The sequence below is a fragment of the uncultured Cyclobacterium sp. genome (assembly GCF_963977555.1).
Classification (GTDB): Bacteria; Bacteroidota; Bacteroidia; order Cytophagales; family Cyclobacteriaceae; genus Cyclobacterium.
In genome coordinates, this window is sequence record NZ_CAXBPD010000005.1 from 110,560 (window position 1) to 124,290 (window position 13,731).

The 13,731-nt window shown below is 33.4% G+C and carries 8 protein-coding genes; 4 read left to right on the top strand and 4 right to left on the bottom strand.

All coding sequences use genetic code 11. The features are described 5' to 3' along the window. Positions 1–88 precede the first annotated feature (88 nt). The gene (locus AAC073_RS07760; RefSeq protein ID WP_339923283.1) at positions 89–1,744 is read right to left on the bottom strand and encodes a pyruvate dehydrogenase complex dihydrolipoamide acetyltransferase; all 1,656 of its coding nucleotides are present in this window, start codon (positions 1,742–1,744) and stop codon (positions 89–91) included. A 122-nt stretch (positions 1,745–1,866) separates the two neighbouring features. Here AAC073_RS07760 and AAC073_RS07765 point away from each other — a divergent pair, with 122 nt between their 5' ends. Genes AAC073_RS07765 through AAC073_RS07775 form a run of 3 tightly spaced genes read left to right on the top strand, consistent with a single transcriptional unit; the run spans position 1,867 to position 4,454 of the window. After that, positions 1,867–2,835, top strand: coding sequence for an alpha/beta fold hydrolase (locus tag AAC073_RS07765; protein WP_339923284.1), 969 nt, complete (start codon positions 1,867–1,869; stop codon positions 2,833–2,835). 18 nt (positions 2,836–2,853) lie between these two features. Then, positions 2,854–3,552 (top strand): SOS response-associated peptidase, encoded by a 699-nt coding sequence (locus AAC073_RS07770; protein ID WP_339923285.1) that lies wholly within the window; start codon positions 2,854–2,856, stop codon positions 3,550–3,552. Continuing rightward, positions 3,552–4,454 (top strand): MBL fold metallo-hydrolase, encoded by a 903-nt coding sequence (locus tag AAC073_RS07775; protein ID WP_339923286.1) that lies wholly within the window; start codon positions 3,552–3,554, stop codon positions 4,452–4,454. The genes AAC073_RS07770 and AAC073_RS07775 overlap by 1 nt, the downstream gene beginning before the upstream one ends. 92 nt (positions 4,455–4,546) lie before the next feature. Here AAC073_RS07775 and AAC073_RS07780 read toward each other — a convergent pair whose 3' ends face one another. Then, the gene (locus AAC073_RS07780; protein ID WP_339923287.1) at positions 4,547–5,347 is read right to left on the bottom strand and encodes a WecB/TagA/CpsF family glycosyltransferase; all 801 of its coding nucleotides are present in this window, start codon (positions 5,345–5,347) and stop codon (positions 4,547–4,549) included. Between the two features lie 1,064 nt (positions 5,348–6,411). On the opposite strand from AAC073_RS07780, the gene AAC073_RS07785 reads away from it, so the two are divergent. After that, positions 6,412–11,346 (top strand): malectin domain-containing carbohydrate-binding protein, encoded by a 4,935-nt coding sequence (locus AAC073_RS07785; protein WP_339923288.1) that lies wholly within the window; start codon positions 6,412–6,414, stop codon positions 11,344–11,346. Between the two features lie 258 nt (positions 11,347–11,604). On the opposite strand, the gene AAC073_RS07790 is transcribed toward AAC073_RS07785, so the two are convergent. Then, a complete protein-coding gene (locus AAC073_RS07790; protein WP_339923289.1) occupies positions 11,605–12,735 on the bottom strand; it encodes a glycosyltransferase family 4 protein in 1,131 nt (376 codons plus the stop codon). A 118-nt stretch (positions 12,736–12,853) separates the two neighbouring features. Further along, the gene (locus tag AAC073_RS07795) at positions 12,854–13,450 is read right to left on the bottom strand and encodes a hypothetical protein (RefSeq protein ID WP_339923290.1); all 597 of its coding nucleotides are present in this window, start codon (positions 13,448–13,450) and stop codon (positions 12,854–12,856) included. Positions 13,451–13,731 lie beyond the last annotated feature (281 nt).

The following is a 13,731-nucleotide window of genomic DNA, read 5'->3' on the forward strand; positions in this document are numbered from 1 at the left end:
TAGTTTTTAAAGTATTTCTCAATAACCGTACTAAAAACAAAAAGTCCTATTTCTAGGACTTTTTGACATATTTTATTAATCAGAAATGTCAGATCAACAATCTAACAGGCTCTTCAAGTAAACTTTTTAACGTTTTAAGGAATGAAGATCCAACAACGCCATCTACAACCCTGTGATCACAAGAAAGGGTAACTTTCATCACATTACCTATCTTAATTTCTCCATCTTTCACTATTGGTGTTTGTTTTATTCCTCCAATTGCCAAAATACAGGCATCAGGTGGATTAATAATGGCCGTAAACTCTTCTATTCCAAACATACCAAGGTTAGAAACAGTAAAGGTATTTCCTTCCCAATCCTTAGGTTGCAATTCTTTATTCTTGGCTTTACCAGCCAAAGATTTTGCCTCTGTAGAAATCTGAGAAAGTGATTTGCTGTCTGTGAATCGAATAACTGGAACCAATAGGCCATCATCAATTGCAACAGCCATACCGATATGAACATGATCATTGTACCTGATCTTGTCTCCCATCCATGCCGAATTCACTGCAGGATGTTGTTTAAGCGATGCTGCAGCTGCCTTAATAACCATGTCATTGAATGAAATTTTGACCGGAGCAACTTCGTTCATACTTTTCCTAGCCTCTATTGCGCTGTCCATGTTGATTTCCATGGTCAGATAGAAATGAGGGGCCGTAAATTTACTTTCGGCAAGTCTCTTAGCAATTACCTTTCTCATTTGAGAGACTTTCACATCGGAGTAAGACTCTTGACCAATGGCCGCCCCACCACTTGGTGCTGATTCAGTAGAAACTTTAGAAGGAACAAAGTTCTCGATATCTTTTTTAATAATTCTACCACTATCACCTGATCCTTGAACCTGTGAAATATCTATCCCCTTTTCACTCGCCATCTTTTTAGCTAGTGGGGATGCTTTGATTCTTCCATTATCAGCAGAATTTGCATTGGTATTAGCCGATGCATTATCTTTTTTACCTTCATCTACTTTAGGTGTAGCTTTCTCTTCTTTTGGAGCTTCAGTCGAAGCCGCCTCACCACTGGAAGTTGATTTTTGTTGGTGAGCTTTAAGTAAGGTTTCAAAATCAGCACCTTTCTCACCAATTATGGCAATTACACCATTCACTTCAACAGCATCTCCCTCCGCTACTCCTATGTAAAGGAGAGTACCATCATCGTAGGATTCTAATTCCATGGTGGCTTTATCAGTCTCCACTTCTGCCAGAACATCGCCAGATTTGACCTCGTCACCTTCTTTCTTCAACCAGCTGGAGATAGTCCCTTCCTGCATGGTATCACTCATTTTCGGCATTGTGATTACTGTAGCAGCAATTCCAGAAACGTCTATATCAGTAGCCTCAGCTTTAGGTTTTTCTTCAGCCTTATCTTTAGAATCACCATTAGAGTCATCATCACTATTATCATTTGGCGCAGTTTCACCATTACCTCCTGATTCTACATCCTTTAAAAGATCATCTATATTTTCGCCTTCTTCACCCAATATAGCAATGACTCCGTTGACAGGCACAGCATCTTTTTCCTTAACCCCTATAAAGAGCAAGGTACCTTCATCGTAAGATTCTAGTTCCATGGTCGCTTTGTCAGTCTCCACTTCTGCCAGAATATCTCCGGGTTTTACTTTATCACCTACCTTTTTCAACCATTGTGCGATTACCCCTTCTTCCATGGTATCGCTCATTTTGGGCATTCGTATTATCTCGGCCATAAGTTAAATTATTCGAATTCATATTTTCAGCAATTCAAAAATAGTTCTTAAAATATGTTTATTCAAATTTAATAATAGTATTTTCACGTAAGATAGATTTTTAGATTGAGTAAAACCAAAGAATGCCAGTAGTTAAACCATCAAATTACAACCGTAACCAGCTCCTTTTCAATGGTCATCTACAAACCATTTATCCAGCTATTTTTAGAAAAAAAGTTGTATTACCGTTTAAAAGAGAAAGAATTAAAACTCCTGACGGTGATTTTCTAGACCTAGACTGGCTTAAAAAGGACAATGAAAGGTTGGTCATCCTAAGTCATGGGCTTGAAGGCAATAGCCAAAGACCCTATATGGCAGGTATGGCCAAGGCCTTTTTTGACTCAGGCTATGATGTCTTAAATTGGAATTTAAGGGGTTGCAGTGAATCAATGAACACCAGGCCTATTTTTTACCATTCAGGAGCAACCTATGATTTAGATTTGGTGGTGTCACATGCAGCTAAAAGGTATACTTCTATCAATCTAGTGGGATTTAGCTTAGGTGCGAATATTACGTTGAAATACTTAGGGGAGGAGAATTGGAAAAGTAGGCACAATATTAAAAAAGCAGTCGCGATTTCTGTACCGATGGACTTAGGGGGATCATGTGATAAGATAGATAGCTTTACAAATAAACTATATGCTTTTAACTTCTTGCTATCTTTAAAACAAAAAATAAAACTGAAAGCATTGGTCTTTCCAGATAAATTTTCAATTAAGAATCTTTCTCATATTAGAACTATCAGGGCTTTTGACAATGAATTCACAGCTCCGCTTCATGGTTTTATCGACGCCGATGATTATTACAATCGATGTTCAGCTCTTCATTTTTTGTCAAAAATAAAGCATCCTACTTTGATTTTAAACGCTCAGAATGACCCATTTTTAAGTAAATCTTGTTTTCCTTCAATGAAGGATGGGAATTTTGAAAATCTATTTACGGAATACCCGAAACATGGAGGACATGTAGGTTTTAGTCCAAGATCAGGACAAGAGCGTTTTTGGTCAGAAACCAGAGCATTGGCATTTATCCAAAGTGAAAAATTAAATTAGGATTTTGAAATAATAATTATGTGTGGAAGATATTCGCTCGCAAAATCAAAAATAGAACTTGAAGATAGGTTTCAGGCAGAAATGCTGGAAGATTTCAAGCCTAGGTACAACATTGCCCCTTCGCAATTAGTACCTGTAATCACTTCAGATAGCCCGAAAGGGTTTTCACATTTTTATTGGGGAATCACTCCGGCATTCGCCAAAAATAAACCTGTCGCCAATAAGCTCATCAATGCTCGGTCAGAAAGTATTACGGAAAAAATATCCTTTAAAAATGCTTTTAAAAAGAATAGGTGCCTAGTACCGGCAGATGGTTTCTATGAATGGAAAAAGGTAGGTAAAAAAACCAAGGTCCCCTACAGGTTTGTCTTTCTAAATGAATCTTTGTTTTCTTTTGCTGGGATTTGGGAGGAATATGAAACCGAAAAGGGAGAAATAGCCCATACTTTTACGATACTAACGACTCGCCCTAATCTCTTGACTTCTGAAATTCATGATAGAATGCCAGTTATACTAACGAAAGAAAATGAGGATAAGTGGCTAAATCTAAAAAGCAGTGAAGCGGAACTTTTAAGTATGCTAAACCCTTATCCTGACGACCAAATGACCAAATACACAGTATCTCCTATGGTTAATCAAGTGGTCAATGACAGTCCTTTTGTGATCAGAAAAACGCTACCTATGGATCAATTTGGCAACTATACTCTTTTTGGTTAATGAATTCTATTGAAATTATCGACTTGAAATTTCAGCAAGCTGAAAAAACAATTGCAAGCTTTCTTATCAGAGGAGCAGGTAAACCAGTATTAGTAGAAACAGGCCCACACAGTACTTGGGGTGAATTAAAAAGTAGCCTTGATAGATTAGACATAAAGCCAGGTGATCTTGGTGCATTGCTTCTTTCTCATATCCACTTTGATCATGCGGGTGCCGCATGGGAGCTAGCTAAAGAGGGCGTAAAAATTTACCTCCACCCTATGGGGCTACCCCATTTAGCAAATCCAGAAAGGCTTTGGAAATCTGCAGCTAAGATTTACGGAGATGACCAAATGGACAAGCTATGGGGGCCAATGGAAACAATCGATGAACGCTTGCTGGTTCCTTTGGAAGATGGTGAAATGGTAACAATTGGCGATCTGACTTTTACTGCCATACATAGTCCAGGCCATGCGATTCATCATATTGCATGGAAGTTGAACGATGTTATTTTTACTGGTGATGTAGGAGGCGTTAAAATAAACAATGGGCCGGTGGTGCCGCCCTGCCCACCACCTGATATTAACATTGAGGACTGGAAATCATCCGTTGAAAAAATCCTTGATCATCATCCAAAAAAGCTGTACCTAACCCATTTTGGCGAAATCACTAATCCACAGGAACATTTAGCACAACTTATTGAGGTACTTGACGAATGGGCAATGTGGATGAAGGTACAATTTGATAAAGGCAGAGATCTCGAAGAAATCACGCCAGATTTCATGAATTACACATCGCAACAATTAAACCGTCACGGTGCGAGTAAAGACCTTCAATCCCTCTATGAATACGCAAACCCTAGCTGGATGTCAGTGAGTGGATTGATGAGGTATTGGAAATTGAAGGCTGAAGGGAGGATTTAATTGGCAATAGACGCCAATTCATTTTTTACTAATATATAATCGGATGAGATTTTTTAGAAAAAGAAAAATTATCCATTTTTATTTGGCTTTTATTATTCCATTTTATCCGAGAATTCCTTCATATTTTTAAAGCGACCTTTTTCTTCTTTTTTGCTAATAGTCCTGCTAAAGTATTCAAGAAAAAGGTCTTTGAAAAAAATAGGCCCATAATACCCGTACCTAACCCACATCCTACTTGGCTCTTTGGCAAAACGTACCAACCATTCCAACCCACAGTTTACCCATAGTTTACTTGGTCTTCTAACTGTTCCTGCATAAAAATCAAATACAGCACCAATAGAACAAATGACTGGGACATTGAGAAACTCTTTATTGGCAAATGCCCACTTTTCTTGTTTGGGTGCTGTCATTCCGACAAACAAAATGTCCGGATTAAAATCATTAACAGCATCAATCATTTGTTGATTTTCTATCGAGTCAAAAGAAGATTTAAAAGCAGGGGAGAAAAGTCCCACCTGAATATTCGGGTATTCCACATTACTTTTAATTTTAATAATATTTAAGGTGTTTTCTGTAGATCCCAAATAGAATACTCTTCCTCCTTTGGAATTAAGTTCACCTAATAAATATTGGTGCAAATCGGCTCCAGCAATCTTTTTAATTATAGTTCCATTAATTAGCCAATTAGCCAATACAATAGCAATGCCATCGGGTAATACAACATCAGCCCCTAGCAAGGATGCTTTAAATTCAGGATCTTCTTTTGTTAAACAATATGAATATTGATTTAGGGTTTGAATCAGCATTTTTTTTTCGCTGGGCAAATTGACTAATTCTTGACTAAATATTTGATACTCGTTAATTCTATTTTTCGGGTACGCCAGTTTTATCATAGGTAGAAAATTTAGCAAATAAACTGAGGGATTTGAATCCTTATTGTATATCACTCATCTATTTTATAATTGCAGTATACTTTCATTAGTAAATCAGCAATTTTTTAGTTGGTCTTCAAATATATAAAAATTCCTTAAACAATTCGTTTTACACACTTAAAAATGTAGAATAAATGCCTAAAAATGTTTCCTCAATATTCCTGATTGATCGAAATTAACCATCACTCAGCTTGAGTCTAACACAATATTCAAATTTAAGGACTTATTTCCCTCTTTATTGATCATTTCTATATCCTAAGTTTGACATGAACTGCTCATTACATTAGCCCTATTTTGTTATACTTTAAAATGGAAACATTCAAAAAACATTCACTTATATTCTAAACCATTAAAAAGAGCGCTTGCTATTTGAAGCTTTCCACAACAGTGATTTACTTAGGTTTTTGAATCAGGTTATAAAACCCCTTTTTTCTTCTTGGTAAAAAACTACCTTGTTAATTTTCTCAAATCTAATATTAAGATTAAAATGTTTGAATTGCCTTATATATTCTAAGAACATTAAAGTACATTATTCTTCGAATTCGGCATTTCCTAAACATTGAAAGAAAAGGAAATGGTTAAAATTAGCAAGATCATCATTTCCATTTCCTAGGTTCTACCATTTGGAAATGGTAGAACCTAGGATTGAAGAACTAAACTAATTATATATTTCGCTTATAAATTTAAATTAGTTTCTAGGAAAGGATTTCATCAGTTACAATAAAAAGGGGGTATAATGCAATTAATAAATCATTAGTAATAATTCATGATTTTAGAAGATAAATCATAAATTTATTTAACAATAATTATTTGCTTAAATCGAATTTTATAAATTATATTATAGGTATAAACTATTTAAATAGAATTACATTTTGCACAATACAAGATGCATTATTTTTATTTCTTTTGATTAAAATACTATTTTTAAATGATGAAGATCAAAAAAGGTGTGACGTAATTGGATTCAAACCAACCTGCTTGAATTAATATTTTCATGATCCAAATGGTCTAATAATAAGCGAAAAATGAAAAATATTTTAAAAATATCACTTACTCTTTTAATTCATTCTTTAGTTGCAACTTTTTCAATGGCAGCAGATTTTCACTTTTCCGAATCCATAGGTGATGATTCTAGAAGTTACGCCGAGGCTCAAAATCCAAATACACCCTGGAAATCCATTGAGAAACTAAATAAAATCTTTACCTCTCTAAAACCGGGTGATCAGGTACTTTTTCGAAGAGGAGAAACTTTCAAAGGTAGCATCGAAGTAATTCAATCTGGTGAGCCAGGAAAGCCCATTGTTATTGGAGCATATGGTAATGGCAGTAAACCCGTTGTTACTAGCATGGTAGAAATTAAAAACTGGAAATCTAAAGGCAATAATCTTTATGAAGCTCATGTTGAAGGAATTTCTGGGGACTTGTCTATACTTACAATTGCAGGAACACCACACCCTTTAGGAAGATACCCTAATTACACCGAGAAAAATGCTGGATACCTGAACATTGATTCCCATAATGGGGAGGATAAAGTTTCTACAAATAAACTAAATACTCAAAGCAACTTCACTGGTGGAGAAATAGTAATTAGAAAAAACCGTTGGATAATAGACAGGCATCTTATTACTTCTCATTCTTCATCAACATTTCAATATGATCCCAAAGGAAGCAAATACAAGCCACAAGTTGATTATGGTTTTTTTATTCAAAACCATCCTGCTACTCTGGATGAGAAAGGAGAATGGTATTTTGACAAAATTGCTAAAAAGCTACTGTTGTACTACCCAAATGACAACCCCTCAAAAGCCCTCGTGAGCATTGCTACTGAGGATTTTTTAGTAGATATCCGGAACAAAGTCAGGTATATTGAAATAAAAGGGCTGATTTTTGAAGGTTCAAATCAAAACAACATTGTATTAGAGAATACGGAGAGTATCAGCATTACGAATTGCGAAATAAGATACAATGGAAAAAACGCGGTCCACATCATAGCGAGTCCCAATTTCACTTTACAAAATTCCCTATTACAACATAGCTACAACGGTGGTGTTTTTTTACATTGGAGCGACAATTACTCAAAAAAGAATAATAACGCGATTATATCAAATAATGTAATTGAAGACACCTTTAAATTTCCTGGAATGGGAAGAAACAGTGATTCAAACGGGATTGCAATTTATATGAGCGAATCAGCGAATAATGGACTAATTGAATTTAACAAAATTTTTAATACTGGGTATATTGGAATAAATTTTAATGGCAACAACACCATTGTGAAAAATAATCTTTTAGATACATTTTGCACGAATAAAGATGATGGTGCCGGTATTTACACATGGACAGGTTCGCTTAATACGAAAAATACCAACAGAGAAGTAAAAGACAATATCATCATGAATGGTATTGGCGCGAATGACGGAACTAATAATGCAAACTCTCTAAACAATGGGGTTGTAGAAGGCATATACTTGGATGACAATACTAACGGGGTGGAAATTACAAGAAATTCTATTTCCAATATAGCTAATAGTGGAATATATATTCATAATGCCAGTAATCTTAAAATATCAAATAATCATGTTTATAATACCCTAAAATCATTATGGATTGTTCATGATCATATGGGAGAGCCTATCAGAAACCTTCAAATTAACGGAAACCAATTTCTAGCTGTTAATCGGGATCAAAAAATGATCCAAATAAGGTCAAAGGAAAACGACATATCTAAAATGGGCATATTTGAAAAAAATGTCTACGCTCATCCCCTTAGTCAAAACAATGCATTTTTGGTTCAATCGACCAATTCTTCAGGTAAAGTAATCTGGAAAGAATTTGATTTAGAGCTATGGGGAGAAATTTTTCAACATGACCAGAGTTCTAATACTGGCCCTGTTGAAATCCCTAATTATATTGTCAAATCATTAAGTGGAGTTAGTAAAATGTCAAATGGTGATTTCAGATCACCTTTAAAAGATCTCTATTGTTGGTCTCCTGATAATAATTGTAATATCCAGATAGAGGAAAAAGGCACGGAGGGAGGAAAAGCATTAAGGATAGATTTACCGAGTGCAGGTATTGTTGCTTTCAATGCTGGATCAGTAACTAAAGGAAAAGTATATCAATTTACATTAGGGGGAGTAGGTTCTTCAACAGGGTTAGTAAAAACCTATCTGAGACAAAGTCATAGCCCTTATCATATCATATCAGAGAGCCATACTATTAAGATCACTGAAATTCAATCAGATTATTCGGTTTTGTTTACCAAAATAGAAAATGAAGACGACGCTGTCATCGTAATTGAAAGCCAGGATTCCCAGAATTCATTTTGGTTAGAGAACATGGCTCTTCAAGAAGTAGAAGCCCAGATTCCAAATCCCAATGAATACTTTCTATTTGAATTCAATGAAACTTCTCAGCCTAAAATGGTATCAGTCCCAGGTTCCTATGTGGATTTAAAATCAAATTTAATATCCGAAACATTGACACTTGCCCCTTACTCATCTATTATTTTAATTAAAAAATCTGATAAAATTTCAGAAGTGTCAATTCCCAATATTATTTCAAACATAGAATGGATTAATCCAACCCCCGATTTGAATATAGTTGAAGGAGATTCTATTACTTTAAAAGTAGAAGTGGATAAGGATAAAAGGGATGAAGTGGAAAAAATTAATTATTTCTTTGGTGAAAAACTAATCATTACAAACTCACAGGATCCTTTTTCCTACACTTGGAAAAATGTACCCCTAGGTAAACATTTCCTTTATGTAGAAGTCTTTGATAAATACGGAAGAGTTATCACCTCTGACAGCACTTATGTGGAAGTCAGAAAAGAAAATGTAGCACCTTTAATCATTATAGAATCTCCTACTCAAGACACTACCATTTTGGAAAAAGAGTCCTTCGAAATCAAAGTTTCTGCAATAGATTTAGATGGCGAAATAGAATTAATTGAATTTTATGCCAATAATGAACTACTCGGCAGCACGAGCAAAACCAACTACAATTTTAACTGGAACGCAATTCCGGAGGGGAATTATGAAATTACAGTAAAGGTTACAGATAATGAAGGCCTAGAAAGTATTACTGAACCCTTAAACCTTTCTGTACAGAAACCATTAATTATTTCTTCAGATGAAGGAAACTCATCAACAGAGTATAGTTTGAATGTCAATTTGGGATCCAATGCTGAATTTAACTGGGAATCTTTAAATTTCAATGGAGAAAAGATCATTTCTAATCTAATAGATGGAACAACATCCACTTTTTCGGTTTCAGGTAATAACCAAGAGCAAATCTTTCAAACAGAACGATTTGGTAAAAACTTTACCCTATCTATTCCTGTACCCAACGGAACCTATACAGTAAAAACCTATCACAGTGAACTCTGGTTTGGAATTGGAGGACCGAAAAGTAATTCGGGACAGCGAGTTTTTGACATTAGCCTTCAGGATGAAGTAGTGAAAGAGAAGTTTGATCTCTTTAGTATTAACAAGAATCAACCCATAACTCTTACTTTCAAAAATGTAAAAGTAACTAATGGAAAATTACTACTAGGTTTGAATGCTCATGTGAACAACGCCAGTATTAGTGGTTTATCCATTTACAAAGAAGGCGAAATTGACCTTGAAGTTCAAGAATATTTGAAGCCAATGCTGAGATTAAATACAGGACATGTAGACAACGTATCCTATAAAGGTGACATTTATACATCAGACTATAAATTCTCAAATTATTATGAGAAGTCGTACACCTATCATAACACTCAGGCTAGTGAGATAAAACTCTTCCAATCGGCGAGAAACGGATCAAATCTAAAATTTTCCATACCAATACCGAATGGGACTTATACCATAAAAACCTACCACAATGAATTGTACTTTGGATTTTTAGGACCTGAAGCAGAAGAAGGCAGAAGGGTATTCGACATAAATATTGAAAATGAAACCGTAAAGAAAGGATTTGATTTGTTTCTAGAAAATAAAAATCAACCGACTAGCCTAACATTTAAAAAAATAAAAGTTACAGATGGACTTTTAAATATTGATATTTTAGCAAGTAAAAACAGGGCTACTATTTCGGGCTTTGCTATTTACCAACACAAAGAGGAAGAAGAAGAAATAGCGACTAAAGACTATACGTTTTTTCTAAACACAGGTGGTAAATCTAATGAAAAATTTAGCGGATATACATTCATAAGCGAAACAACTAAAGATAGTACGTTTCATAACTCAACTTCTTCGACTTATTCTAATAGCAAGGCAACCGAAAATAAGTTGTTCCAAACAGAAAGAAATTCTAAAAACCTAACTTATAGAATACCTGTTCCGAACGGTTCTTATTCCATTTTCACGATGCACAACGAATTGTACTTTGGTCATGCCGGCGATTATGCTAGAGCGGGAAGAAGGGTATTCGACATCAGTATAGAAGGGGAATTGGTTGAAAAAGCTTTTGACATTTACGTGAAAAATAACAACCAACCTACAGTGTTAGAATTCAATGAGATCCATGTAACAGATGGAATCCTTGATATAGAAATGTTAGCTTCTCAAAACAGAGCTTCAGTGTCAGGCATTGCAATTATGGCCGTACAGGAAGGCAATAACTTACAAGCAGAAAATCTTAGAAGTAACTGGGAATTAAACAATTTTGAGATCCCAAGTAAATTGACAAATAACAAAATTCAGAATGAATCCTCAAACACAGAGAACTTAATATACCCTAACCCAGCAAAGGATATGTTAAACATATTATTGAATTCTGAAATAACAGAAGGAAGGATCATGATTCACGATATGAACGCAAAACTAATAAGTCATTTTGAACTCAATTTGTTAATTACGGATAAAAATAGGTATATCATTCCCTTAGAAAATTTATCTGCAGGAATGTACCTAATAACAATTTCGGATAGACTGGAAGTAGTTAAAAGACAACGTTTTACAGTAAGTCCATAAAGAATAAAAAATTAATGTAGAAAATCAACTATTTATCTAAAATTAAATTTAAATGGGATTAGATCGAAATTTTAATCGTTAATTACATTTAACTTACTTTTAACGTTGATAGAAATTTTAAATAATTAAAAGAAAAAAATTAGTGAAATTATAAATTTAATATAGAAGATAAAACGTTATTTATATATCAGTCCTATAAAAAATTCTATTTGTAAAAGTATTTGCGGAAAAAAATCATTAACATTAAATAATCAATATTTATGATTTTTGTAAAACATCTTTCAAAATCTTTAAAAGTCGGTTTTGAAATATTTTATCGGTAAATTCTTTTTCATACTTACTTCTACCAGCCTTTCCCATTCGTTGACGTAAAATTGGATTTTCAACCAAAGATTCAAGCGAGATAGCTAATAAGTTGGGATCCTTTTGAATTGTTAGAAATCCGTTTACCTCATTCTCAACGATATCCTTAATTCCTCCTTCATAAGTGGAAACAATTGGTAATGAATAACTCATTGCCTCTAATAAAACTAATGGAAAACATTCATTATTATAATAGGTAGGGAATGCAAAAATATCTGCATCTAAAAAAGCTTGTATTTTATCTGATCCATATTTTTTCCCCTCGTAACTTACCAAATCTTCTAATCCTAATTTAGCTTTTCGTTTATTAAATTGGGAGGACGACACATCTCCTTCGCTACCAATTACAACACATTTGAATGCAACACCTTTTTTCTTTAATATTGATAATGCCTCCATCAAAATAAATACTCCCTTTGATTCAATTAAATTTGACAAGAATAATATTGAAACAATTGGAAGTTTATCAACTGAAATATCTTTATTTAAATTATGACAAATGTTCATATTTTCATCTTTTACACCATTTGGGCATACATGAACATTTGAATTTGGGACAAAAAGACTTATATCAGAATATAGATGTTGAGATAAAATAATTACATCAGATCCTTTAAATACATAATTATAAACAAAACGATGTATAACATTATCTTTTTGACTAATTACACCTTTATTGTGAAGATGATAAAGTGGTTTTACAGAAAACACTTTCAATAATAAAACTAAAATAAAATCTTTATATAACGCAGCTCCAGTTACAGTCAGTGCAAAATAACAAATCTTAGGACGATGAATAAGTAGATACTTAAAAACCCTAAAAAAGGTATTAAAAAAAACTAAAATTTTACCTAAACTAATTTTACCTGACTCAGTTACCTGATTGGATGCAAGTAGATTAATGTAGAAACAATCATATAACCTATTAATTACAGCATTACTTTTAATATTCAGACCAACAATTGAGGAACCATGAAAGGGAGGAGGAAGATGAAGAAGAAAAAGAATTTTTGGATTATTTTTCATAAATTATCATGAATAATATACTTAAAGGAAAACATATAGAAGAGAATAAAGAAGCATTAATCATCACTTAGAAACAAATATAATTAAAGACTATTAAAAATTATCACATATACCAGGTTTAACTAAGAATAATCTTTCGATCCCCATTTACATATTCTTTTATTTTTTTAGCAGGCATCCCTCCTATCAAAATATTTGGTTCAGTAAAGCTTTTGGTTACAACAGCCCTAGTAGCTAACACAGAATTATCAGATACACTAACGCCTTTAAGTACAGTTACATGAGAGGCAATCCATACATGATTTCCTATATAAATATCTTTTGCAAAGTTAATTCTTTTATTTGAAATTGAATTAATAATAGAGTGTGAGTCCCCAGTTCTTAAATCGATATCATATGCAAACATACAATCACTTCCTATACAAATTTTTGAGTAAGGTTCTGTTATGGCAATATGGGAATCCTCAATAGTAGTAGAATCTCCTATAATACCTTCACAAAATTGGCCCTCGACCCAAATCAAACCGGATCGATTAAATCTAACTTTATTGTTAATAAACACAGTATTGTTATTACCTCTATTATAGAATTTAACATTATTTAAAACAGATAAATCACCAATAACTACTTTGTTATTATTACCAATTATATCGAATGAACAATTATATAATATAGATAAATTTGCAATATTTATAATATTATCTTTACCTTTCAAAACTATTTTAGATGTAGAAATTTTCTGATCAATGAATATAATTCTCAAATATTTTTCGAAAAAAGGGTGTTTTTTAGCGAATTATTTTACACGTTCCTTCATATTAATGCAGAAAATTTTATACTAATTATAAACGAAGATGAAGTTTAATTGAATAATAAATAAAACCTTAAAAATATTAACGAATAGAAAAATAAAATTAATATATAAAATTATTTAAAAATAAAAATGGATACAAACAATAATCTAACAGAAGATATCAAACCAAAAAACAAAATTGA